Below are 22,251 nucleotides of genomic sequence, written 5' to 3'. Positions count from 1 at the left end.
AGCCACACGTGGCTGGGGCACACGGCCGTTCGCAGGCCACGACCATCGCCTCGACCTGTCGTCTGCCAGTGCAGCCGGCCCGCGGTCGGTCAGCGCAGGACGGCCACGACCGCCACGAGCAGCAGGACCCCCAGCGGCAGGAAGATGCTGAACCGCTTCCATGGGCTCGGCCGCAGCTCCTCGCCGCCGAGCAGCCCGCGAGCCTCCGCGTCGCTGATCGGCCGCGTCGCCCAGCCCTGCTCGGTCGCCGTGGCCAGGGCGTACCGGTACCCCCACGTCGTCGTGAACAGGAACATCAGGTGCAGGTACCGGTACCTCAGGACGACCGCCTGGTTCGGCGACACCTGCCGGTTGATGCTCTTGCCCCCCCAACCCCAGAACAGCATGGTGCGAAACCCCCTCGTCGGCAGGCGCCCGGCCGGACGCCGCGGTCACTGTAGCGAGTGCACCGCCCGGACGGGCCCGCACGCGGGAACGGGCGTGCCACCGGCTCGGTGACCGGCCCGGTGACCCGACCGGGGGACCGCGTGGAACCCGTCCCGGACCGGGGCCGTGACCAAGGACCCGGGTGGGCGGACGGCGCGTGCCCCTACGGTGAACCCGCCGAGGGGAGGTGGCCGTGTCCGTGTCCGCCCGGACCGACGCAGGGCAGGCCCTCGCGCGCCCTCGCCTGGGTCGACCGGCTCAAGGTGGCCACCATCGCGGGGGTCGTCGTGGTGCACGTGGCGACGGCCTACGTCGTCGACATCGGCTGGTACTACGAGGAGCGGACGACGTCGCAGGTCACCCCGGTACTGCTCGGGGTGCCCGCCTTCCTCGCCGGCGTGTTCGGCCTGGCACCGCTGTTCCTCGTGGGCGGCTGGATGGCGGCCGGCTCGCTGGCCCGCCGGGGTCCCGGCCCGTTCGCGCGGGCCAGGCTGCTGCGGCTGGGCGTACCGACGGTCCTCTACTTCCTCCTCGTCGACCCCTTCGCCGACTACCTGGGCGGCCGGGTGCAGGGTGAGTCCCGCACCCTCGTCGACTACCTCACCGACCTCGGCGGCGACCGCGACCTCGGCCCGGTCTGGTTCATCACCGTGCTGCTGGTGCTCTCCCTGGCGTATGCCGCGTGGCGCCGGGTGTGGCCCGCCCGTCCGAGGCCCGGCCGGCTCACCGCACGAACGATCGCGACCGCGGCGCTGGTGGTCGCGGCGGCGGACGTCGTGACGTGGCTGCGCTGGTCCTACTTCTCCGACACCCTCTGGAACCTCAACTGGCAGCACTGGCCGCAGGCCGCCGGTGTCTTCGCAGTGGGCGCGCTCGCCCGCGAACGTGGCTGGCTGGACACCGTCCCACGCCGCCTGGGCCGGGGGAGCGGGCTCGTGGCCGTCGCCTGCCTCGTGGTGTTCACGGGTTTCGCCGCCTACGGCTTCGCCACCGAGGACGAGGCCCTGGTCCGCGGCGTGCACCCGTTCGCGCTCACTTTCGCCGTGGTCGACGGGCTGGGGGCGCTGACCCTCGCCGTGTGGGCGTGGTGGTGGTTCCGCGAGCGCTGGTCCGGCCCGCAGGGGCCGGTGCTGGCGCGGGCGTCGCGCGGCGCGTACGCGGCATACCTGCTGCACCCCGTCGTGCTCGTCGCGATCTCGGGCGCCGTGCACTCGCTGCCGTGGGCGCCCGAGGCCAAGTTCGTGCTCGTGTCCGCGGTGGGCGTGCCGGCCGTGTTCGCCGTCGGCTGGCTCGTCACGCGGGTGCCCGGAGTCTCCCGGGTGCTGTGAGGGTGAGGCCGCCGGCGACCGTCAGCGGGCGCTGACCAGCCGCAGCCCGAGCTCCGCGTATGCCGTGCCGATGGCCTCCGGGGTCCGCTTGATCTCCGGGTCGTACCAGCGGGCGACGTCGACGGCCATGGACATGAGGGCGAGCGTGGTGTCCGGCACGTCGTCGACGTCGAACTCGCCCTGCTCGACGCCCTGGGTGACGACGGTCCGCACGACGGCGTCGATCTCCTTGCGCAGCCGCAGCACGTCGTCGCGGTGCTCCGGGGTGAGGTTGCCGAACTCGTACTGGACGATGCGGGCGACCCGGAAGTGCTCGGCGTGCCAGCGCGCGAAGGTCGCCATGATCGCCCGCAGCGCGTCCGTGGGCGTGTGCTCCCGGGCGGCGGCGTCCCGCAGCATGTCGCGGGCGACGACGTGCCCCTCCCGGCTGAGCTGGTAGAGGAGCTCCTCCTTGGTGGCGAAGTGCACGTAGACGCCGGCGGGGGACAGGCCGGCCCGGGCCGCGATGTCGCGGGTGGTGGTCGCGTGGAAGCCGCGGTCGGCGAACGCCTCGGCCGCGGCCTGGAGCAGCCGCTGCGCGGTGTCCTGCGGCGCCGGGGTCGGCGTCGCCGGTGCGGCGGCGACCGGACGGGCGGGGCTGGGCATGTTGACAGCATGCCCGACACATCGGAAACTAAGCAAGCGCTTAGTCACCATCGTGTCACGCAAGGAGAGTCATGCCCCGCAACCTGTACGGCCCCGACCACGAGGCCTTCCGCAGCTCCGTCCAGGAGTTCGTCGAGCGGACGCTGCGTCCGCGCGCCGAGCAGATGCTCGAGGTCAAGTCGATCGACCGCGACATCTGGAAGGAGGCCGGCAAGCAGGGGCTCTTCGGCCTCGACATCCCCGAGGAGTTCGGCGGCATGGGTGCCGGGGACTACCGCTTCAACGCCATCGCGGCCGAGGTCATCGCGGGCTTCAACTTCGCCGTGTCGAGCTGCTTCGGCATCCACTCCGACGTCTGCCCGCCGTACATCGTCGACCTCGGCACGCAGGAGCAGAAGGAGCGCTGGCTGCCGGGCATGGCCAACGGTGACCTCATCTGCGCCATCGCGATGACCGAGCCGTCGGGCGGGTCCGACCTCGCGGCCCTCAAGACCACCGCCGTGCGGGCCGACGACGGCTCCGGCGACTGGATCCTCAACGGCTCCAAGACGTTCATCACCAACGGCTACCAGGCCGACCTCGTCATCGTGGCGGCACGCACCGACCCGTCCAAGGGCGCCAAGGGCATCAGCCTGCTCATGGTCGAGGCCGGCATGGAGGGCTTCAGCCGCGGTCGCAAGCTCGACAAGGTCGGGCAGGAAGAGGCCGACACCTCCGAGCTGTTCTTCGAGAACGTGCGCGTCCCCGACGCCAACCGCCTCGGCGAGGAGGGCATGGGCTTCATCTCGATGATGCAGCGCCTGCCGCAGGAGCGGATCGGCGCCGCGGTCGCGAACACCGCCCACGCGTTCCAGATCCTGCGCGAGACGATCGAGTACACCAAGGAGCGCAAGGCGTTCGGCCAGCCGGTCGGCTCGTTCCAGCACAACAAGTTCAAGATCGCCGAGCTGCAGACGCGCCTCGAGGTCACCCAGGCCTACGTCGACGACTGCATCGCCGCGCACGCCGAGGGCAAGCTCACGCCGGTCGACGCGGCCAAGGCCAAGTGGTTCTCCGCGCAGGTGCAGAACGACGTGCTCGACGAGTGCGTCCAGCTCTACGGCGGCTACGGCTTCATGAACGAGTACCGCGTGGCGCGGGCGTGGCGCGACGCCCGGGTCTCCAAGATCTGGGCCGGCTCGAACGAGATCATGAAGGAGCTCATCGGCCGGGACCTCGGGCTCTGAGCGTGGGCGCACACGACGGCAAGGTCGCCATCGTCACCGGCTCCTCGCGCGGCATCGGCCTGGGCATCGCCGCCCGGCTCGTCGCCGAGGGTGCCCGCGTGGTCCTGACGGCCCGCAAGCCCGACGCCCTCGCCGAGGCTGCCGAGCAACTCGGCGGCGCCGACCACGCGGTCGGTGTCGCCGGCAACGCGGCGGACGAGGCACACCAGGACGAGGTCGTCCGGACCGCGCTGGACCGGTTCGGCGGCCTGGACCTGCTCGTGAACAACACGGGCATCAACCCGGTCTACGGGCCGCTGCTCGACACCCCGCTCGACGCCGCGCGGAAGATGTTCGACACGAACGTCGTCGCCGCCCTCGCGTGGGTGCAGAAGGCCGTGGCGGCAGGCCTCGGCGCCGACGGGCGTCCGGGCGCCGTCGTCAACGTCGCCTCGATCGCGGGGATCGGCGCGGCCGGGCCGATCGCCTGGTACGGCGTGACCAAGGCGGCCCTGATCCACCTCACCACCGAGCTGGGGTACCAGCTGGGCCCGGGGATCCGGGTCAACGCGGTCGCCCCGGCGATCGTCAAGACGCAGTTCGCCCAGGCGCTCTACGAGGGCCGCGAGGAGAAGGTCGCCTCGGCGTACCCGATGAAGCGGCTCGGGGTGCCCGAGGACGTGGCCGGTGCGGTGTCGTTCCTGCTCTCGGAGGACGCCGGCTGGATCACCGGGCAGACCCTGGTCGTCGACGGCGGCGTCACGCTCGGCGGCGGCCTGTGACGCTCGACCTCACCGGCGCCCGCGTCGTGGTGACGGGAGCCGCCCGCGGCATCGGCGCGGCATACGCCCGGGCCTTCGTCGACGCGGGCGCACGGGTCGTCGTCAACGACCTCGACGCCGACGCGCTCTCGGCGACGGCCGAGTCGCTCGGCGCCCACGCCGTCGCAGGCGACGCCTCCAGCGAGGATGGTGTCGAGGCGCTCGTGGCCGCCGCCCGGGAGCACCTCGGTGGGATCGACGTCTACTGCGCCAACGCCGGCGTCGCCCGCGGCGGCACGGAGGCCGTGGCCGAGAAGGCGTGGGAGGTGTCCTGGAACGTCAACGTCATGGGCCACGTCCGCGCCGCGCGCCTGCTCGTCCCGGAGTGGCTCGAGCGGGGGAGCGGCACGTTCGTCGCCACCGTGAGCGCCGCCGGCCTGCTGTCCATCCCCGGTGCCGCGCCGTATGCCGTGACCAAGCACGCCGCCCTCGCGTTCGCCGAGTGGATGTCGATGACTTACGGCGACAAGGGAATCCGCGTGCACGCCGTCTGCCCGCAGGGCGTGCACACCGACATGCTGCGCAGCTCCGGTGCAGCTGGGCGGGCCCTGATGGAGCCGACCGCCGTCTCGCCCGAGAAGGTGGCGCAGGACCTGTTCGCGGCACTGGAGGACGGCCGGTTCCTCGTCCTGCCGCACCCCGAGGTCGCGCAGATGTACGCGCACCGGGCGGCGGACCCCGACCGCTGGCTCGCCGGCATGCGCCGCATGGCCGGGGCGCTGCCCCCGGTCACCATGGGCGCCGACTGGCCGGGCTGACCGAGGGACACCGGCCGACCGACCGATTGAACGACCCATTCACCCAGGAGGCACCGTGAAGGCGTGGCAGGCGACGGCGCTCGGCGAGCCGGGAGAGGTGCTGGCGCTGGCCGACGTGCCCGAGCCCGTCGTCGGGCCGGGACAGCTGCGGGTGCGGGTGCTGGCAGCCGCCCTCAACTTCCCCGACGCCCTCATGGTCCGGGGCCAGTACCAGGTGCGCCCCGAGCCGCCGTTCACGCCGGGCGTCGAGGTCTGCGGCGAGGTGCTCGAGGTCGGGCCCGGTGTGGACCCCGACCGGTACCGCTTCGGTGACCGCGTCGTCGGCACGACCGCGGTCCCGGCCGGCGGTCTCGCCGAGCAGTGCCTGATGCCGGCGGGCGGGGCGTTCCCGGCGCCGCCGTCGTGGACCGACGCGCAGGCCAGCTGCCTCACGATCGGCTACCAGACGGCATACGTCGGGCTCGTGCGCCGGGCCGCCCTCCAGGCCGGGGAGACGCTGCTGGTGCACGCCGCGGCCGGCGGTGTCGGCACCGCGGCGGTGCAGGTGGGCAAGGCTCTCGGTGCCCGGGTCGTCGGTGTCGTCGGCGGGGCCGCCAAGGCCGAGGTCGCGCGTGCCGCCGGGGCCGACGTCGTCGTGGACCGCACCGAGGGCGACCTCGTCGGGGCGCTGCGCGAGGCGCTCGGCCGCGGTGGGGCGGACGTCGTGTTCGACCCGGTGGGCGGCCCGTCGTTCGAGGCCTCGACGAAGGTCGTGGCCTTCGAGGGGCGGATCGTCGTCGTGGGGTTCACCAGCGGCACGATCCCGACGCCGCCGCTCGGGCACGCGCTGGTCAAGAACTACTCGCTGGTGGGGCTGCACTGGGGCCTGTACCTGGAGCGCAACCCCGCGGTGGCGCAGGACGCGCACGCGCGGTTGATCGAGCTGGCCGCTGCAGAGGCAATCGTGCCCGTGGTCTCCGACCAGGTGGCCTTCGACGACGCCCCGGCCGCCCTGACCCGCGTTGCCTCGGGCCGGACGACCGGGCGGGTCGTCGTCCTCGGGGCCTGACCCCGGCCGCGCCGTCAGGCGGCCTGGAGCCGGACCAGCAGGTCGTCGATGGCGTTGTAGGACGACTGCAGGCCGCTCTCCATGCCCGACCCGACGACGGCCTCGACCGTCTGGGGCGAGTCGTAGGTGCACACCGCGTGCAGCGTCGTGACGCCGTCCTGCTCCGTGAGGGTCGTGACGATGGTCGACGGCTCGCTGTCGGGCATGTTGTCGAACTTCTCGGTGTGGACCATGCGGCCCGGCGGGTCGAGCTCGAGGTACTCGCCCGAGAAGGACACCTCGCGCCCGTCGGGGGTGACCTGGGCGAAGTGCCAGCGCCCGCCGACCCGCAGGTCGACCTCGCAGGTCGTCATCTCGCCGTGGCCGGCGCCCCACCACTGGCGGACGTGCTCGGGCCGCGTCATGGCCTCGTAGACGAGCTGGGCGGGGGCGGCGAACTGGCGGGTGACGACGATGTCGGAGCCGTCGGCGGTGACGCGGGCGGAGTCGGTCGTGGTGGTCATGGCTGCTGTTCCTCCGGGTGCTGCTGGATGCGGGTGAGGTAGGCGTCCAGGCTGTCGAGGTTGGCCTCCCAGAAGCGGCGGTACTCCTCGAGCCAGGTGGTCGCGGACCTCAAGGGCGTGGCGGAGATGTGGCAGTGCCGTCGCACCCCGTCGCGGTCCTTGGTGACCAGACCGGCGCGCTCGAGCACCGACAGGTGCTTGGAGATCGCCGGCAGGCTCATCGAGAACGGCTCGGCCAGCTCGCCCACCGTCGCGTCGCCCCGCGCGAGGCGCTCGAGGATGGCGCGGCGCGTGGGGTCGGCGAGGGCGGCGAAGGTGGTGCTGAGCGAGTCGTCCATCATCAACCAATCGGTTAATTAACTGACAAGGCAACTGTGCGCTCCCTGCAGGCACCCGTCAAGGGCCGATGTGCCCCTCACCTGCTCGTGCTCGCTGGTCTGCGCACAGACGAGCGTCCGACTGCGCAGAGAGCGGATCCCTGCCCAGGGGGACGCAGGTGTGTGAGCAGAGGAGCGTCCGACTGCGCACGGAGCGGATCCCTGCCCAGGGGGACGCAGGTGTGTGAACAGACGAGCGTCCGACTGCGCGCGGAGCGGATCCCCGCCCAGTGGGACGCAGGTGTGTGAGCAGACGAGCGGGGCGAGCGGGGTCGGGAGGCGGGCGGAAGGGCGGGTCAGTGGGCGGCGACCCGGCGCTGGAGGGCGGCCAGCTCCGTCGGCGGGAACAGGTCCCGCGCCACGAAGAGGCTGGGTCGGCCCCTGCCGAGGTCGATCCGCACGTGCCGCCGACCGACGTGGCAGCGTCGTGCCGTGTGCAGCGGGTAGGTGTCGACGAGGTCGTCGCCCGTCTGCAGCCGCAGGCCGTCCGCGGTGAGCCCGGCGCGGACCAGGGCCCCCGGCTCGTACGCCCGGCCGACCGCCCGGGCGGTCCGCACCACCCTGACGGACCAGAGGCAGACCAGGACCACGGCCAGCGGGCCGTTTGCCGGCTGGCCGGACAGCGTCGCGATCGCGACCAGGCCCGCGGCGGACCCGAGCAGCAGCACCATCTGGGGCCGCCGCACCGTCCAGGCGACGGCAGCCCGGCGCAGGTCGCGGCGGGTCTGGCTGGTCACCACCAGCAGCAGGGGCATGTCCTCAGCCGGGCCGGGCGCCCCGGCGGACGGGGCCGCGCTGGGCCTGCCGCCCCCGGGCCCGTCGACCGCAGCGTTGTCGGAGCCGACCAGGAACGCGAGGTCCTCGTCGGTCAGCAGCGCGCTGGGGAGGGACCCCCGCCGGCGGCTGCGGCGCAGCCAGACGCTCGTCACGGCGCCCCGGCGTCGCGCCTGCCGCAGCGACCCGGCGCGCAGGTCGGTCCTCCCCGACCCGGTCTGGATCGCGAGGACGCCCGGCGCGGCATACCAGCTGACCACCCGGCCGCCCGCGGGGAGCATGCGGCGCATCGCCCGGCTGGCGCCGAGGGCGACCATCGTCACCTGCAGGAGGTACAGGCCGAGGGCACCGAGCGCCACCGGCCAACCCGCCGGTCCGGAGCCGCCTGTCGCGACCAGGTAGGCGAGCCCGACCGACAGCAGGGCCAGGGCGAGCCCACGCCAGCCGATCAGCAGGGCCCGCAGGACGGCGCGGGCCGTCGAGCGAACGAGGGCGTCGTCACACTCGAGCACGAGTGGCGCCCGCGGTGGCGCTGCCACCACGGCCGCCGCTGCCGGCCACAACGGCTCCACCGGACCTGCCTGCTCGTCGTCCCCCACGGCGCCGGAGTGTAGGCGCGGCCCACGGCCCCCGAGGCGTGATCGCGACGGGGGGTCAGCCGGTCGGCCGAGGGACGCTCCTATGGCTCGTCAAGCCTTGGTGGGGGCGTGTTCGAGTAGTCGGTAGAGGTCGCGGGCGATGTAGCGCTTGAGGCAGCGTTTGATTTCGCGGCTGGTCTTGCCCTCGGTGGTGCGGCGGGCCACGTAGTGGCGGGTGGCTTCGTCGTAGCGGATTCGTGAGAGCGCGATGGTGTGCAGGGCGCGGTTGAGCTGCCGGTCGCCGTGGCGGTTGAGCCGGTGGCGATTGGTGACCTGCCCGCTGGTGGCCGGGATCGGTGCAACACCGGCGAGCATCGCGAAGGCTGCTTCGGAGTGGATGCGCCCCGGGTGGGACCAGGCGCACAGCACGGTCGCGGCAATGATCGGCCCGATGCCGGGCTGGGCGAGCAGGTCGGGGCGCCAGGACCGCACGATGGCCCGGATCGCCTTCTCGTGCTCGGCGGCTTCCGCGGCGAGTGCGCAGGCACGGCGGGCCAGGCAGCGCAGGGCGAGTACGGTCGTCGTGGTTTCGACGTCCCACGTGGAGCTCAGTCGCATGCTGGCGGCGGTCTGGATCATGGCCGGGAGCTTTTGGCCGCGGAACCGCTTGCGGATCGGTTCGGGTGCGGCGATGACCAGGCTGAACAGCTGGCGTTGGGCGTCGGTAGAGGCGTTGACGGCCGAGCGGCGAGTGGCCAGCAGGACCGACAACGCTTGGCGGTCGCCGCCGCTGCGTGGCGTCCCGAGTTTGGCCCGTGAGAGCGCCTCGCGGGCAGCACGGATGGCGTCCAGCGGATCGGACTTGGCCCCGTTGCGCCGTTTGGCTCGCTGCGGCCGGTCGAGCTCGACCACGACCTCCTCGCGGCGCTCGAGGTGTCGGGTCAGGCCGGCGCCGTGCCCGCCGGTGCCCTCGATCGCCCAGGCCCGTAGCACTGCGTGCTCGTCGGCGAACTCGATGAGTTGGGCGTAGCCATCGGCGGTCGCTTCGACGGTGATCTCGTCGAGCACTCCACCGCTGCGTGCGTCGACCACGGCCGCGGAGTGGGTGTGGACATGGGTGTCGACGCCGATGACGACATCGACCACCTCACGCAGATCGGTCACACTGGTCATGCGTTCTCTCCTTGCCTGGGAGCGGATGTGGTTCCGGTCCGGGGCGGAGATTCGGCAGGACTGTGATGAGACACGACCGGTGCGCGAACATCGGTCGGTCAAGCTCCTGATCAGGCCAGCTACTCCGACCGGGCCGGGCCGGCAACCACGAGCGGACAAGTCCCGCGAAAGGCACGAAGCCAGTCAGTCGAAGGGTCACGCCCGCGGCCACCAGCGACAGCCCAGCACCATAAGGCTGCGACGGGAATCCTCACAGTCAGTCGAGGGGGCCGCCGGCGACGTAGATGACCTGGCCGGAGACGAAGCCGGCCTCCTCCGAGCACAGGAACGAGATCGTCGCCGCGATGTCCTCGGGCTGGCCGACCCTCTGCACCGGGATCTGCGACGCCGAGTGCTTGATGAAGTCCTCGAACGGCACCCCGATGCGCTCGGCGGTCGCGGCCGTCATGTCGGTCTGGATGAACCCCGGCGCGACGGCGTTCGCGGTCACGCCGAAGCGCCCCAGCTCGATCGCGAGCGTCTTGGTGAAGCCCTGCAGGCCGGCCTTGGCGGCGGAGTAGTTCGCCTGGCCGCGGTTGCCCTGGGCGGAGGAGGACGACAGGTTGACGATGCGGCCGTACTTCTCCTGGGTCATGTACGCCTGCACGGCCCGGGTGAGCAGGAACGCGCCCTTGAGGTGGACCGCCATGACGGCGTCCCAGTCCTCCTCGGTCATCTTGAAGATGAGGTTGTCGCGGATGATGCCGGCGTTGTTGACCAGGATCGTCGGCGCCCCCAGCTCCTCCGCCACCCGCTTCACGGCGGCCTCGACCTGGTCCGCCTTGCTCACGTCCACCCCCACGGCGAGCGCCCGACCGCCCGCGGCGGTGATGGCGTCGACCGTGCCCGCGCAGGCAGCCTCGTCGAGGTCGAGCACCGCGACGGCGTTCCCGTCCTCGGCAAGGCGCAGGGCGGTGGCCGCCCCGATGCCGCGGGCTGCTCCGCTGACGACTGCGACGCGCTGGGTGGTCATGGGTCCTCCGTCGTGGTGGGTGTGGTCGACCGGCGCGTCGGTGCACCGGGACGTGGCTGCACTCTACTGAGCAAGCGCTTAGTGGCACAGGTCGGGCGGCGGTGGCGGGCGGCCCGTTCCCGACTAGGGTTTCCGTGGACGGACCCGACCACAGCACCATCACCGCACGACCCACAGCAAGGACACACATGGAGATCTGGCCCGGCAAGTCCTACCCGCTGGGGGCGACGTACGACGGCACAGGCGTCAACTTCGCCGTCTTCTCGGAGGTCGCGACCCGCGTCGAGCTGTGCCTCGTCGACGACGACGGCAAGGAGACCCGCGTCGACCTGCCCGAGGTGGACGGCTTCGTCTGGCACGGCTACCTCAACGGGCTCCAGCCGGGGCAGCGCTACGGCTACCGCGTCCACGGTCCCTACGAGCCGGCCGCCGGTCACCGCTGCAACCCCTCGAAGCTGCTCCTCGACCCCTACGCCAAGGCGATCGACGGGATGGCCGACGGGGACCAGTCGCTGTTCTCCTACGACTTCGACGACCCGAGCGACGAGCCGGAGAAGGCGAACACCGAGGACAGCCGCGCGCACACCATGTACTCCGTGGTGATCAACCCCTTCTTCGACTGGGGGCAGGACCGCCAGCCCCGGCACGAGTACCACGACACCGTGATCTACGAGGCCCACGTCAAGGGGCTCACCCAGCTGCACCCGGAGGTGCCCGAGGAGATCCGTGGCACGTATGCCGGGATGGCCCACCCGGTGACCATCCAGCACCTCAAGGACCTCGGCGTCACCGCGGTCGAGCTCATGCCCGTGCACCAGTTCGTCGACGACTTCACGCTGCGGGACAAGGGCCTGCACAACTACTGGGGCTACAACACGATCGGGTTCCTCGCGCCGCACAACGGCTACGCGGCATACGGCACCCGCGGCGAGCAGGTCGCGGAGTTCAAGGGCATGGTCAAGGCCCTGCACGAGGCCGACATCGAGGTGATCCTCGACGTCGTCTACAACCACACGGCCGAGGGCAACGAGATGGGCCCGACCCTGTGCTTCCGCGGCATCGACAACGCCGCCTACTACCGCCTCGTCGACGGCGACGCGTCGCACTACTACGACACCACGGGCACCGGGAACAGCCTGCTCATGCGGCACCCGCACGTGCTGCAGCTGATCATGGACTCGCTGCGGTACTGGGTCACCGAGATGCACGTCGACGGCTTCCGGTTCGACCTCGCGGCGACGCTCGCGCGCCAGTTCCACGAGGTCGACAAGCTGTCCGCGTTCTTCGACCTGGTCCAGCAGGACCCGGTGGTCAGCCAGGTCAAGCTCATCGCCGAGCCCTGGGACGTCGGTGACGGCGGCTACCAGGTCGGCAACTTCCCGCCCCTGTGGACCGAGTGGAACGGCAAGTACCGCGACACGGTCCGCGACTTCTGGCGCGGCGAGCCCGCGACCCTCGGCGAGTTCGCCTCGCGCATCACCGGCTCCAGCGACCTCTACGAGCACAACAGCCGCAAGCCCATCGCGTCCATCAACTTCGCCACCGCGCACGACGGCTTCACCCTGCGGGACCTGGTGTCCTACAACGAGAAGCACAACGACGCCAACGGCGAGGGCGGCAACGACGGCGAGAGCCACAACCGCTCGTGGAACTGCGGTGTCGAGGGCCCGACCGACGACCCCGAGGTCAACGCGCTCCGGCTGCGCCAGCAGCGCAACTTCCTCACCACCCTGCTGCTGTCGCAGGGCGTGCCGATGCTGCTCCACGGCGACGAGCTGGGCCGTACCCAGCAGGGCAACAACAACGGGTACTGCCAGGACAACGAGCTGACGTGGGTCGACTGGGAGCTCGACGAGGAGCAGCGCGACCTGCTGGCGTTCACCCGGCGGCTGGTGCAGCTGCGGGCCGAGCACGCTGTCTTCCGGCGACGCCGGTTCTTCGCGGGCTCGGCCGACCACGGCGGTGAGAGCGAGGTCGGCGACATCGCGTGGTTCGAGCCCGGCGGCGACCACATGGACGAGGCGTCGTGGAGCAACGGCTACGCCCAGGCCATGACGGTCTTCCTCAACGGCCAGGCGATCCCGGAGCCCGACGTGCGGGGCCGCCCGATCGTCGACGACCACTTCGTCATCCTGTTCAACGGGTCCGACGACGCGATCGCCTTCACCCTGCCCGACGCCGACTACGGCGAGCACTGGACGACCGAGATCGACACGGCTGCCCAGGAGGTGGCCGACACGGTGTTCGGGCCCGGCGACCAGGTCACCGCGCAGGGGCGCAGTGTCGTCGTCCTGCGGTGCCCCCACGACGTCGAGGTGGGTGCGCCGGCGGGAGCCTCGGTGGTGCGGCGATGACCGCCGGGGCGGGGTCGGCCGGCGCGAGCGCGGCCGACGCGGGGACCGCCACGGCGGGGGCGGCCGGAGGGCACCGGCCCGGACCCGACCGGATCGTCCCCACCGCCACGTACCGCCTGCAGGTCCACGGCGGCTTCACCTTCGACCAGGCCGCCGAGCAGGCACGCTACCTCGCCGACCTCGGCGTCTCGCACGCCTACCTCTCGCCGGTCCTGCAGCCCGCGCCCGGGTCCACCCACGGGTACGACGTCGTGGACCACACGCGCTGGAACGAGGAAGCGGGCGGCAGCGAGTTCATGAGGCTGAGCCGCACGCTGGCGCTGTTCGGCCTGGGCATCGTCGTCGACATCGTGCCCAACCACATGGCCACGCCCGCCCCGGCCTGGCTCAACGCCCCGTGGTGGTCGCTCCTGTCCGGCGGCCCCGGCTCCCCGCACGCGCACTGGTTCGACGTGGACTGGGAGGCCGAGGACGGCCGGGTGCTCCTCCCGGTGCTGGGCTCCTCCCTCGAGGACGTGCTCGCGGCCGGCGAGCTCACCGTGAGCCGCGACGGCGGGCCGCACGGCGACGAGTGGGTCGTGCGCTACCACGAGCACGCCTTCCCGGTGGCCGACGGCACCGAGCAGCTCGACCTCCCCGAGCTCCTCGCGGCCCAGCACTACCGACTCGCGGACTGGCGCGAGGGCGGCACGAAGCTCAACTACCGGCGCTTCTTCGACGTCACGTCCCTCGCGGCCATCCGCGTCGAGGACGCCGACGTGTTCGACGCGACGCACCGCCTGCTGCTCGATGCGTATGCCGCGGGGCACGTCGACGGGTTCCGCATCGACCACCCGGACGGCCTGGCCGACCCGGCCGGCTACCTCGAGCGCCTCGCAGAGGCGACGGGCGACGCGTGGGTCGTGGCCGAGAAGATCCTCGAGGGCGAGGAGGAGCTGCCGGGGTACTGGCGCTGCGCCGGCACCACGGGCTACGACGCTCTTCTGCGCGTCGCCCAGCTCTTCCACGACCCGGCCGGCGCGGAGCGCCTCACCGCCCTGTCCGCCGAGCTGCTGGGGGAGCGGCAGGACCTGCACGCCATGGTCGCCGCGGCCAAGCAGCAGGTGGTCGACCAGGTGCAGGCCGCCGAGGTCAACCGGCTGATGCGCCTCGTCCGCGACGTGCTGCCCTGGGACGACGTGGACTCCCTGCGCCGGGCCCTCGGCGCGCTGCTCGTCGCCATGGACCGCTACCGGGCCTACCTCGGTGACGGCGTACCCGCGGAGCAGGCGCAGGGCCACGTGGTCACGGCCGCCGAGGAGCGCGCCCTCGCCGTGCTGCCCGAGCGCGACCGCCTCAACCTGCGCGTCATCGCCCAGCTCGCCCGTGGTGGCCGCCTGCAGGAGGCGTATGCCGACTCCGAGGCCGCTCGGCACGAGTTCGTCCAGCGCTTCCAGCAGACGACGGGCCCGGTCATGGCCAAGGGCATCGAGGACACCGCGTTCTACCGCTACGTGCGGCTCACCGGCCTCAACGAGGTGGGGGGCGACCCGGGGGAGGTCGGCATCACGCCACAGGCCTTCCACGACTACGCCACCCACCGCCTCGCGACCTGGCCGCTCACCATGACGACGCTGTCCACGCACGACACCAAGCGCAGCGAGGACGTCCGTGCCCGGCTGGCGGTCCTCTCCGAGCAGGCCGAGGCGTGGTCGCGCTGGGTGCGCACGGCCCGCGAGCTGGGCGCCGCGCACAGCACCGACCGGCTCGACCCCGCGACGGAGTACCTGCTCTGGCAGACCCTCGTCGGGGCGTGGCCGATTGACGCCGAGCGGCTCGCGGCATACGCCACCAAGGCGGTGCGCGAGGCCAAGGCGCACACGACGTGGACCGACCCCGACGCGGCCTACGAGAAGGCCGTGGGCCGGTTCGTCGACGGGGTGACCGGCGACCCCGCGGTGGCCCGCCACGTCGAGTCCTGGCTGGCGGCGACGGCGGAGTCGTTCCGCGCCAACGTGCTCGGCCAGAAGCTCGTCCAGCTCACGATGCCCGGTGTCCCCGACGTCTACCAGGGCAGCGAGGTGGTCGACCTGTCGCTCGTCGACCCCGACAACCGCCGCCCCGTCGACTACGCCCGCCGCGCCGCGCTCCTCGCGCGCCTGGACAAGGGCGAGCGACCCGACGACCTCGACGCGGAGAAGCTGCTCGTGACCTCGACCGTCCTGCGGCTGCGCCGCGAGCGTCCCTCGTGGTTCACCGGCCCCGACAGCACGTATGCCGCCGTGCCCACCTCCTCGCCGCACGCCGTCGCCTTCGCGCGCGGGGACGCCGACGGCGCGGGTGCCCTGGCGGTCGCCACGCGTCTCGCGGGGCGCCTCTCCGCCGGGGGTGGCTGGGGCGATGCCACGGTCAGCCTGCCGCCGGGTGAGTGGCAGGACGCGGTCACCGGTCGGGTCGTCGTCGCGGGTGCCGACGGTGGGCGCACCCGGCTGTCCCGCGTGCTGGCCGACCTCCCCGTCGCGCTGCTGGTGCGGCATGGCAGCCTTGGGACCGATGAGCACTCCTGAGGCGCCCGACGCCGGACGGCGTCCCGAGATCACCGTGTGGGCCCCGTGGGCGCAGCACGTCCAGGTCCAGTGGACGTCGACCGGCACCGTGGCCACCGACGACATGCAGGCCAAGGGCGACGGCTGGTGGCGCTGGGACGCCCCGGCCCTGCGCGACGGCGCCGTCCTCGACTACGCGTTCCGGCTCGACGGCGGGGACGCCCTGCCCGACCCGCGGTCGGCGTGGCAGCCCGAGGGCGTGCACGGGCCCAGCCGGTGGTTCGACGCCTCCGCCCACGAGTGGCGGGACGCGACCTGGGCGGGCCCGCAGCAGGGTGACGGGGTGCTCGGTGGTGTCGTCTACGAGCTGCACGTCGGCACCTTCACCCCCGAGGGCACCCTCGACGCCGCCCAGCGACGGCTCGGCCACCTCGTCGACCTCGGCGTCGACGTCGTCGAGCTCATGCCGCTGGCCGCCTTCCCCGGACGCTGGAACTGGGGTTACGACGGCGTCGGCCCCTGGTCGGTCCACGACGTCTACGAGGGCCCGGCGGCGCTGCAGCGCTTCGTCGACGCCTGCCACGGGGTGGGCCTGGGTGTCTGCCTCGACGTCGTCTACAACCACCTCGGGCCGGTCGGGAACTACCTGTCGCAGTTCGGCCCCTACTTCGCCGACACGCACCCGACGCCGTGGGGCCCGGGCCTCAACCTCGACGGCGAGGGCAGCTTCCACGTGCGCCGCTGGATCGTCGACAACGCGCTGCACTGGTTCTCCGAGTTCCACGTCGACGCCCTGCGCCTCGACGCCGTGCACGAGCTGCACGACGACTCCGACCGGCACGTGCTCGCCCAGCTGTCCGACGAGGTGGCCGCGCTCTCGCAGCGGCTGGGGCGGCCGCTCGCGCTCATCGCGGAGAGCGACCTCAACGACCCGGTCATGGTCACCCCCACCGCCGAGGGCGGCATGGGCATGGACGCCCAGTGGGACGACGACGTCCACCACGCGCTGCACGTGACGCTCACCGGCGAGACGCAGGGCTACTACCGCGACTTCGCCGGCAACAGCCCCGCCATGCCCGAGGGCGGCCCGCTCGACGTGCTCGCCAAGACGCTCACGGGCGTGTTCCTGCACGACGGCTGCTACTCGACCTTCCGCGGGGAGCGTTGGGGTGCACCCGTCGACCGGGCCCACACCGACGGGCGGCGGTTCCTCGCATACCTGCAGACCCACGACCAGGTGGGCAACCGTGCGGTGGGCGACCGGATCTCCGCGCTGGTGCCGATGGCCCGGCAGGCTGCCGGCGCCGCCGTCTACCTCACGTCGCCGTTCACGCCCATGGTCTTCATGGGTGAGGAGTGGGGCGCCAGCACGCCGTTCCAGTTCTTCACCGACTTCGAGGACGCCGCGCTCGGCGAGGCGGTCACCGAGGGACGGCGGGCCGAGTTCGCCGAGCACGGCTGGGCCGCCGACGAGGTGCCCGACCCCCAGGACGAGCAGACGTTCCGGCGCTCGCAGCTCGACTGGGCCGAGCCGCACGAGGGCGAGCACGCCCGGCTGCTGCGGTGGTACCGCGACCTCATCGCGCTGCGCCGCGACCGTGCCGAGCTCGGCGACGGCCGGCTCGACCTGGTCGAGGTCGACGTCGACGACCGGGAGGGGTGGGTCGTCGTCAGCCGCGGGCCGCTGCGGGTCGTCGTCAACCTGTCGGAGTCGCGCTGGACCGTCCCGCTGGACGCCACCCCGGACGAGGTGGTCCTGGCCTGGGAGCCCGAGCAGACCAAGCCGCGCCCGGGTGGGCTGCACCTGCCGCCGGGGACGGCCGCGGTCGTGCGGATCGGCCAGGACGGCGCCGGCGTCTGACCGGCCCGGGCCGGGGCGACTCGTGACCGAACCGGCGCGAGTCGTCCTCGGGTGAGTCTGGCCGGGGCGATTCGTGACCGAACCGGCGCGAGTCGTCCTCGGGTGCGTCTGGCCGGGGCGACTCGTGACCGATCCGGCGCGAGTCGCCCTCGGGTGGCGACGGCTGGGTCAGGACTCCTTGACCCGGACCATGCCCTCCTGGGCGACGGTGGCCACCAGGGTGCCGTCGGCCGAGAAGATGCGCCCGACGCCCAGGCCGCGGCCGCCGGAGGCCGACGGGGACTCCTGGCTGTAGAGCATCCACTCGTCGGCGTGCACCGGGCGGTGGAACCACATGGCGTGGTCCAGGCTGGCGGGTCGCAGCCGCCGGTCCGACCAGGCCAGGCCGTGCCGCCGCAGCACCGACTCGAGCAGCGTGTAGTCACTGGCGTAGGCGAGCACGGCCGCGTGGACCAGCGGGTCGTCCGGCAGCCGACCGACCGCCTTCATCCAGACGTCCTGGTGGGCGACCCGGTCCGGTCCCGGCTCGGCGAAGACGTCGCCCTGCACGTGGCGCAGCTCGACCGGCCGGCGGAGCAGGTGCCTGGCCGCGGGGTGGTCGACGCCGCCGAACCGGTCCGTCAGCGACGGCAGCTCGTCGGGTGCGGGCACCTGCGGCATCGCGTCGTGGTGGTCGAGGCCGCCCGCGTGCTCCTGGAACGAGGTGATCATCGACAGGATCGGCAGGCCGTCCTGGATCGCGTGCACGCGGCGGGTCGAGAACGAGTTGCCGTCGCGCATCCGCTCCACCGCGAACCGGATCGGCTTGGTGTCGTCGCCGGGTCGCATGAAGTAGCCGTGCAGGGAGTGGATGCGGCGCGGACCGTCGCCGTCGTCGACCTGGGCCATGGTCCGGCCGGCGGCGATGATGCACTGCGCGAGGACCTGGCCGCCGAAGACCCGGCCGTGCGGCATCTTCTGGCTGCGCCCGAGGAAGACGGTGGCCCCGGACTCGCCGAGGTCGATCGAGTCACCGACGCCCTCCACGGTGATCCGGGCGGTGCCGAGCTCCTCGAGGTCGAGGGTCTGCAGCAGGTCGTCCAGCGGGTCGAGCTCGGCGGGGGTCTGGGCGCTCACAGGCCGACCCTAGCGGGCGCCGGTCATGCGACCAGGGGTGGCCGCCTCGTGCCGCCGACCCGCCCGGAGGTGGCCTCGTCCCACGCCGCGGCCAGACGGTCGACGGCGTCCGCCACGACCTCCGGGGCGTGCCCGGTGAAGGGGAGTCGCAGGAAGCGGTCCAGGCCGCCGTCCACCCCGAACTGGGACCCGGGTGCCAGCACCAGCCCCCGGCGGTCCGCCGCCACGCACAGGGGTGTCGACACCGCCTCGGGCAGCTCGACCCAGAGGCACAGCCCGCCCTCGGGCACGCGGAACCGCCACTGCGGCAACCGTTCCCGCAGCCCGGCGACCAAGGCGTCGCGGCTGCGCACCACGGCATCGCGACGGTGCGCCAGCACCTCCTCGCGGTGCGCGAGCAGGTGCACCAGCACGAGCTGCTCGAGGACGGGGGCGCCGAGGTCGAGGGTGAGCCGGGCGCTGAGGAGGGGGGCCACCAGGTCGCGCGGCGCGCGGACCCAGCCGATGCGCAGCCCGCCCCAGAACGACTTGCTCGCGCTGCCGAGGCTCACGGTGCGTCCGTGGTGGGCCGCGAGCGGCCGGGGCATGGACAACGTGGGGTCGTGGGCCAGCTCGGCCAGGGTCTCGTCGACGATCGCGACCGTGTGGGTGCCCGAGAGGGTGGCGCCCACCGCCGCGCGTTCGGCGTCGTCCATGAGGGCACCGGTGGGGTTGTGGAAGTCCGGGATGAGGTATGCCGCGCGCGGCGCCGTCTGCCGCAGCGTCGCGTCGAGAGCGGGGGCGTCCCAGCCGCCCGGGTCCAGCGGGTGGGCGACCGGACGGGCGCCGGCGCGCCGCACCGCCTCGACCGCGTTCGGGTAGGTCGGGTTCTCCAGCACGACCCGGTCGCCCGGCGCCAGCAGGGCCCGGCAGGCCAGCGCCAGCCCGGACAGGGCGCCGCTCGTGACGATGACCTGGTCGGCGGTCGTGGCCAGCCCGCGCTCCGTGTACCGCTCGGCGATGGCCTCCCTCAGCCGGGCGAGCCCGAGCGGGTGGTAACCCGTCCCGGCGAGGTAGCGGGGGAGCTCGGCGACGGCCGCCTCGTACGCCGCGACCGTGCCGGGGGGCGCGCTCATGGAAGCGCAGGTGAGGTCGATGAGGTCTCCGGTGGTCTGTTCGTCGTGCGGGTGCAGGGCGGTGCCCTGACGGGTGTCCGGCAGGTCGCCGGGCAGCGCGGTGACGCTGCCCGAGCCCTGGCGCGAGGTGAGGTAGCCGCGGTCGCGCAGCTCGGCATACGCCCTCGTCACGGTCGTGCGGCTCACGTCGAGGGCGGTTGCGAGCTCGCGCTCGCTCGGGAGCCGGCTGCCCACGGGGACCCGTCCGTCGGCGACGAGGAGTCGCACGGCATCGGCGAGCCCCCGGTAGGCGGGGGAGGTGGCCAGCGCCGGGCGCAGCAGCGGGACGAGCCGGCGGACGGGGACGGTACGGGGACCCATGGGAACCACTTTGACAGAATTGGCTCTGTGACAACAGGCCAGTTGAGGCCATTCTGACGACGTGACCCGCACCCCGCTCGCGCCCCTCACCCCGCTCCAGCAGCTCGCCGCCGGTCGGCGGACCCGCCGGCTCGTGCAGCTGTTCGTCGGGCTGGTGCTCTACGGGGTCTCGATGGCGATGATGGTGCGGGCGGGGCTGGGCCTCGACCCGTGGGACGTCTTCCACTTCGGCATCGCCCAGCACCTCCCGCTCAGCTTCGGCACGGTGGTCATCGTCGTCGGGGCGCTGGCGCTGCTGGCGTGGGTGCCGCTGCGGCAGTGGCCGGGGCTCGGGACGATCGCCAACGTCGTGGTGATCGGACTGGCCACCGACCGGGCGCTCGCCCTGCTCGAGCGGCCGGACGCCCTCGCGGCGCGGGTGGCGCTGCTCGTGGGCGGCATCGTGCTCAACGGCCTCGCCGGCGCCCTCTACATCGGCAGCCAGTTCGGTCCCGGCCCGCGCGACGGCCTGATGACCGGTCTGGTGCGCCGGACGGGCCGCAGCGTCCGCCTGGTCCGCACGAGCCTGGAGCTCACGGTGCTCGCTGTCGGGTGGGCGATGGGTGGGGTGGTCGGCATCGGCACCGTGCTCTACGCGCTCGCGATCGGTCCGGTCGTGCAGCTCTTCCTGCCGCTGCTCACCGTCCCACTGCCGCACCCGGGCGCCACCCCTGCCGGCGCCACGGAGGCCACGAACGGCTCAGGCCGGCGCGGGCGCGCCCGTCACCACGCGGTGTGCGAGGTCGGCCCAGGCGCGGGCGATCTCGCCGAGGGGTAGGTCGTCGAGGGCCTCGGTGCCGCCGGCCCGGTCCAGGGCCACCGCCTCCAGGGGTGCCAGGAGGGCGTGGGCGAGGAAGCCGCGGTTGCCCTCCACCCCGAGCTCGCCGAGCAGGTGGGCGAGGTGGAGCACGCTGAACGACCGTGGGCCGGCCGCGCTCCGGCCGACGCGCCCGGCGGCCTCGATGAGGCGGGCGGCCTCGACGTTGTAGGCCAGCCGCTCGCGGCCGAACGCCAGCAGCCGCTCCATGGCCGGTGCGCCGGGGCCGAGCGGGGGCGGTCCGGACAGGACACGGCCCTGGAACTCCTGCTCGCGGAAGTCGAGCATCGCGGCCATGAGCCCCGCGCGGCTCTCGAACCGGCGGAACACCGTGCCCTTGCCGACGCCGGCCGCCTGGGCGACCGCCTCCATCGTCACCGCCTCGACGCCGCAGTGCTCGATGAGTCGCCTCGTGGCGACGAGCAGCGCCTCGCGGTTGCGCGCTGCGTCCCGGCGCTCGACGGGCGGGGCCGCGAGCAGTGGCACGGGCACCTGGCTCATGGGCCGATCCTAGGGTCGGGGGGAGCGTGCCCGAGGGTGAAATAAAACGGACCGCGGTCCGGTTTAAGGGTGGTGCAGGCTTCCCCCCACCTGAAAGGTCCCACCATGTCCGAGACCCGTGTCGTCGTCCTGGTCGGCTCGCTGCGAGCCGACTCGCTCAACCGCCGCATCGCCGAGCTGCTCGTCGAGCGCGCCCCGCAGGGCGTCACCATGGAGATCGCCGAGGGGCTCGGCGACATCCCGTTCTACAACGAGGACCTCGACCGCGCCGGTGAGGTGCCCGCCGCTGCGCAGGCCCTCCGCCAGCTGGTGGACGGCGCGGACCGCGTGCTGGCCGTCACCCCCGAGTACAACGGCACCATGCCGGCAGTCCTCAACAACGCGATCGACTGGCTGTCGCGCCCGTACGGAGCCGGAGCCATCAAGGGCAAGCCGTTCGCCGTCGTCGGCGTGACCCCGACCCCCTACGGCGGGCAGTGGGCCCACGAGCACGCCCGTCGGTCCGCCACGATCGCCGGCGCCATCGCCCCGGACGACATCGCCTTCTCGCAGACCTCCATCGACGTCGACGTGCTGACCGACGAGGAGGTCGTCGGACGCCTCATCGCCGCGGTCGAGTCGCTCGTGGCCGTCGAGCCGGCCCCCAAGGCGGCCTGAGGTCCCTCACGGCGGCCTGAGGTCCCTCACGGCGACCCGGGGTTCCCCCACAGCGGGCCCGGGGTCACCCCGATCCCTCGTCCCGCCGGGTCAGGCCTCCAGCGCCAGGACGAACGGCAGGACGCCGGGAGCGCCGGCGCGGCGCACGCCCAGCGCCCCCACCCGCCGCGGCCCCCGTGACGCCCCCCGGGGGTCGACCACCCCCACCCGCCCCGGGAGCCCGCGCACCCCCCCGGGGGGCGGTGCGGGCCGGCCCCC

20 protein-coding genes are annotated in these 22,251 nt (G+C 73.1%); 10 read left to right on the top strand and 10 right to left on the bottom strand.

The features are described 5' to 3' along the window. Window positions 1-89 precede the first annotated feature (89 nt). Window positions 90-386, bottom strand: coding sequence for a hypothetical protein (locus ACFUC1_RS14710; RefSeq protein WP_379121031.1), 297 nt, complete (start codon window positions 384-386; stop codon window positions 90-92). Between the two features lie 57 nt (window positions 387-443). Here ACFUC1_RS14710 and ACFUC1_RS14705 point away from each other — a divergent pair, with 57 nt between their 5' ends. Continuing rightward, complete coding sequence (locus tag ACFUC1_RS14705; RefSeq protein WP_379121029.1) at window positions 444-1,754, top strand: acyltransferase; 1,311 nt, start codon at window positions 444-446, stop codon at window positions 1,752-1,754. Between the two features lie 21 nt (window positions 1,755-1,775). Here the strand turns inward: ACFUC1_RS14705 and ACFUC1_RS14700 are convergent, their stop codons facing one another. After that, a complete protein-coding gene (locus ACFUC1_RS14700; protein ID WP_379121027.1) occupies window positions 1,776-2,399 on the bottom strand; it encodes a TetR/AcrR family transcriptional regulator in 624 nt (207 codons plus the stop codon). Between the two features lie 71 nt (window positions 2,400-2,470). Here ACFUC1_RS14700 and ACFUC1_RS14695 point away from each other — a divergent pair, with 71 nt between their 5' ends. Genes ACFUC1_RS14695 through ACFUC1_RS14680 form a run of 4 tightly spaced genes read left to right on the top strand, consistent with a single transcriptional unit; the run spans window position 2,471 to window position 6,231 of the window. Next, window positions 2,471-3,625 carry an acyl-CoA dehydrogenase family protein gene (locus tag ACFUC1_RS14695; RefSeq protein WP_379121025.1) on the top strand — a complete coding sequence of 385 codons (1,155 nt, stop codon included), beginning with the start codon at window positions 2,471-2,473 and terminating at the stop codon, window positions 3,623-3,625. A gap of 2 nt (window positions 3,626-3,627) precedes the next feature. Continuing rightward, the gene (locus ACFUC1_RS14690) at window positions 3,628-4,386 is read left to right on the top strand and encodes an SDR family oxidoreductase (RefSeq protein WP_379121023.1); all 759 of its coding nucleotides are present in this window, start codon (window positions 3,628-3,630) and stop codon (window positions 4,384-4,386) included. Beyond that, a complete protein-coding gene (locus tag ACFUC1_RS14685) occupies window positions 4,383-5,183 on the top strand; it encodes an SDR family oxidoreductase (protein ID WP_379121021.1) in 801 nt (266 codons plus the stop codon). Before ACFUC1_RS14690 ends, ACFUC1_RS14685 begins: the two co-directional genes overlap by 4 nt. 55 nt (window positions 5,184-5,238) lie before the next feature. Beyond that, window positions 5,239-6,231, top strand: coding sequence for an NADPH:quinone oxidoreductase family protein (locus ACFUC1_RS14680; RefSeq protein ID WP_379121018.1), 993 nt, complete (start codon window positions 5,239-5,241; stop codon window positions 6,229-6,231). 14 nt (window positions 6,232-6,245) lie between these two features. On the opposite strand, the gene ACFUC1_RS14675 is transcribed toward ACFUC1_RS14680, so the two are convergent. The 5 genes from ACFUC1_RS14675 to fabG form a co-directional block, all read right to left on the bottom strand. Then, window positions 6,246-6,734, bottom strand: a complete 489-nt coding sequence (locus tag ACFUC1_RS14675) for an SRPBCC family protein (RefSeq protein ID WP_379121016.1) — start codon at window positions 6,732-6,734, stop codon at window positions 6,246-6,248. Further along, a complete protein-coding gene (locus ACFUC1_RS14670) occupies window positions 6,731-7,075 on the bottom strand; it encodes an ArsR/SmtB family transcription factor (RefSeq protein ID WP_379121014.1) in 345 nt (114 codons plus the stop codon). Before ACFUC1_RS14670 ends, ACFUC1_RS14675 begins: the two co-directional genes overlap by 4 nt. A gap of 332 nt (window positions 7,076-7,407) precedes the next feature. Continuing rightward, window positions 7,408-8,484 carry a hypothetical protein gene (locus ACFUC1_RS14665; RefSeq protein ID WP_379121012.1) on the bottom strand — a complete coding sequence of 359 codons (1,077 nt, stop codon included), beginning with the start codon at window positions 8,482-8,484 and terminating at the stop codon, window positions 7,408-7,410. A gap of 90 nt (window positions 8,485-8,574) precedes the next feature. Beyond that, window positions 8,575-9,636 carry an IS110 family transposase gene (locus ACFUC1_RS14660; RefSeq protein WP_379121010.1) on the bottom strand — a complete coding sequence of 354 codons (1,062 nt, stop codon included), beginning with the start codon at window positions 9,634-9,636 and terminating at the stop codon, window positions 8,575-8,577. A gap of 256 nt (window positions 9,637-9,892) precedes the next feature. Further along, window positions 9,893-10,648 (bottom strand): 3-oxoacyl-ACP reductase FabG, encoded by a 756-nt coding sequence (gene fabG / locus ACFUC1_RS14655; RefSeq protein ID WP_379121008.1) that lies wholly within the window; start codon window positions 10,646-10,648, stop codon window positions 9,893-9,895. A 188-nt stretch (window positions 10,649-10,836) separates the two neighbouring features. Between fabG and glgX the strand changes: the two genes are divergently transcribed. From glgX to treZ, 3 genes are read left to right on the top strand one after another with little or no spacing between them, the layout of a single operon-like run. Next, the gene (glgX, locus tag ACFUC1_RS14650) at window positions 10,837-13,002 is read left to right on the top strand and encodes a glycogen debranching protein GlgX (protein ID WP_379121006.1); all 2,166 of its coding nucleotides are present in this window, start codon (window positions 10,837-10,839) and stop codon (window positions 13,000-13,002) included. Continuing rightward, window positions 12,999-15,548 (top strand): malto-oligosyltrehalose synthase, encoded by a 2,550-nt coding sequence (treY, locus tag ACFUC1_RS14645; protein WP_379121004.1) that lies wholly within the window; start codon window positions 12,999-13,001, stop codon window positions 15,546-15,548. Before glgX ends, treY begins: the two co-directional genes overlap by 4 nt. After that, window positions 15,535-17,388, top strand: coding sequence for a malto-oligosyltrehalose trehalohydrolase (gene treZ, locus ACFUC1_RS14640; RefSeq protein ID WP_379121002.1), 1,854 nt, complete (start codon window positions 15,535-15,537; stop codon window positions 17,386-17,388). The genes treY and treZ overlap by 14 nt, the downstream gene beginning before the upstream one ends. A 168-nt stretch (window positions 17,389-17,556) precedes the next feature. On the opposite strand, the gene ACFUC1_RS14635 is transcribed toward treZ, so the two are convergent. Both ACFUC1_RS14635 and ACFUC1_RS14630 read right to left on the bottom strand, forming a co-directional pair. After that, window positions 17,557-18,504 carry an acyl-CoA thioesterase gene (locus ACFUC1_RS14635; RefSeq protein WP_379121000.1) on the bottom strand — a complete coding sequence of 316 codons (948 nt, stop codon included), beginning with the start codon at window positions 18,502-18,504 and terminating at the stop codon, window positions 17,557-17,559. 23 nt (window positions 18,505-18,527) lie between these two features. After that, the gene (locus tag ACFUC1_RS14630) at window positions 18,528-19,979 is read right to left on the bottom strand and encodes a PLP-dependent aminotransferase family protein (protein WP_379120998.1); all 1,452 of its coding nucleotides are present in this window, start codon (window positions 19,977-19,979) and stop codon (window positions 18,528-18,530) included. A gap of 61 nt (window positions 19,980-20,040) precedes the next feature. Here ACFUC1_RS14630 and ACFUC1_RS14625 point away from each other — a divergent pair, with 61 nt between their 5' ends. Continuing rightward, window positions 20,041-20,796: a YitT family protein gene (locus ACFUC1_RS14625; RefSeq protein ID WP_379120996.1), complete on the top strand. Its 756-nt coding sequence runs from the start codon at window positions 20,041-20,043 to the stop codon at window positions 20,794-20,796. Here the strand turns inward: ACFUC1_RS14625 and ACFUC1_RS14620 are convergent. Then, window positions 20,719-21,336 carry a TetR/AcrR family transcriptional regulator gene (locus ACFUC1_RS14620; protein WP_379120994.1) on the bottom strand — a complete coding sequence of 206 codons (618 nt, stop codon included), beginning with the start codon at window positions 21,334-21,336 and terminating at the stop codon, window positions 20,719-20,721. The two genes, ACFUC1_RS14625 and ACFUC1_RS14620, sit on opposite strands and share 78 nt — an antisense overlap. Before the next feature lie 105 nt (window positions 21,337-21,441). Here ACFUC1_RS14620 and ACFUC1_RS14615 point away from each other — a divergent pair, with 105 nt between their 5' ends. Then, window positions 21,442-21,993 (top strand): NAD(P)H-dependent oxidoreductase, encoded by a 552-nt coding sequence (locus ACFUC1_RS14615; protein WP_379120992.1) that lies wholly within the window; start codon window positions 21,442-21,444, stop codon window positions 21,991-21,993. The last annotated feature ends 258 nt before the right edge of the window (window positions 21,994-22,251 follow it).

It is taken from the genome of Pedococcus sp. NPDC057267, assembly GCF_042668795.1.
Lineage (GTDB): Bacteria > Actinomycetota > Actinomycetes > Actinomycetales > Dermatophilaceae > Pedococcus.
The sequence above is the reverse complement of the archived record's forward strand: the minus strand, read 5'-3'. Positions and strand labels throughout refer to the sequence as shown.

Excerpts from the sequence above, each read along its gene's own strand:
- ACFUC1_RS14710 (WP_379121031.1), bottom strand. The coding sequence starts at position 386 with ATGCTGTTCTGGGGTTGGGGGGGCAAGAGCATCAACCGGCAGGTGTCG.
- ACFUC1_RS14700 (WP_379121027.1), bottom strand. The coding sequence starts at position 2,399 with ATGCCCAGCCCCGCCCGTCCGGTCGCCGCCGCACCGGCGACGCCGACC.
- ACFUC1_RS14695 (WP_379121025.1), top strand. The coding sequence starts at position 2,471 with ATGCCCCGCAACCTGTACGGCCCCGACCACGAGGCCTTCCGCAGCTCC.
- ACFUC1_RS14675 (WP_379121016.1), bottom strand. The coding sequence starts at position 6,734 with ATGACCACCACGACCGACTCCGCCCGCGTCACCGCCGACGGCTCCGAC.
- ACFUC1_RS14670 (WP_379121014.1), bottom strand. The coding sequence starts at position 7,075 with ATGATGGACGACTCGCTCAGCACCACCTTCGCCGCCCTCGCCGACCCC.
- ACFUC1_RS14660 (WP_379121010.1), bottom strand. The coding sequence starts at position 9,636 with ATGACCAGTGTGACCGATCTGCGTGAGGTGGTCGATGTCGTCATCGGC.
- fabG (WP_379121008.1), bottom strand. The coding sequence starts at position 10,648 with ATGACCACCCAGCGCGTCGCAGTCGTCAGCGGAGCAGCCCGCGGCATC.
- glgX (WP_379121006.1), top strand. The coding sequence starts at position 10,837 with ATGGAGATCTGGCCCGGCAAGTCCTACCCGCTGGGGGCGACGTACGAC.
- treY (WP_379121004.1), top strand. The coding sequence starts at position 12,999 with ATGACCGCCGGGGCGGGGTCGGCCGGCGCGAGCGCGGCCGACGCGGGG.
- treZ (WP_379121002.1), top strand. The coding sequence starts at position 15,535 with ATGAGCACTCCTGAGGCGCCCGACGCCGGACGGCGTCCCGAGATCACC.
- ACFUC1_RS14630 (WP_379120998.1), bottom strand. The coding sequence starts at position 19,979 with ATGGGTCCCCGTACCGTCCCCGTCCGCCGGCTCGTCCCGCTGCTGCGC.
- ACFUC1_RS14620 (WP_379120994.1), bottom strand. The coding sequence starts at position 21,336 with ATGAGCCAGGTGCCCGTGCCACTGCTCGCGGCCCCGCCCGTCGAGCGC.
- ACFUC1_RS14615 (WP_379120992.1), top strand. The coding sequence starts at position 21,442 with ATGTCCGAGACCCGTGTCGTCGTCCTGGTCGGCTCGCTGCGAGCCGAC.